Raw genomic sequence first — 355 nt, 5'->3', positions numbered from 1 at the left:
ATCTTTTAGAATTGCCTCTTGATGCGAAGGCCGGGGCTGATTATCTCTTTGAAAGCAGATGCTGAGTTTAAAAAAACTCCTGAATTCTCTGGCGAATCAAGATGAATTGGGTTTTAATAATGTTCAAGATTATAATTAACTCATTATAGTGAGAAATTATGAATAAAAGTATCCTGGTTTTGGCTCTTATGAGCCTTTTGGTATCCTGCAAAGTTTCCGAGAGCACCAGCAAGGCTTGGGTGGTAAGCACCTTGGCCGGCAGCAGGTTAGGTCATGTGGATGCCACCGGCACAGCGGCGAAGTTTTATTACCCCATCGGAGTGTCTGTGGACTCATCCGGCAATGTCTATGTGGC

1 protein-coding gene is annotated in these 355 nt (G+C 43.9%); it reads left to right on the top strand.

The features are described 5' to 3' along the window. Positions 1-158: 158 nt before the first annotated feature. Positions 159-355: hypothetical protein (locus S1OALGB6SA_RS00265; RefSeq protein WP_230204321.1), on the top strand; the 197-nt coding region annotated here is incomplete at its 3' end.

Source organism: Olavius algarvensis spirochete endosymbiont (genome assembly GCA_900608495.1).
Lineage (GTDB): Bacteria > Spirochaetota > Spirochaetia > DSM-2461 > DSM-2461 > UBA2779.
Note: the sequence above shows the minus strand (reverse complement) of the source record. Positions and strands in the feature narration are given on the sequence as shown.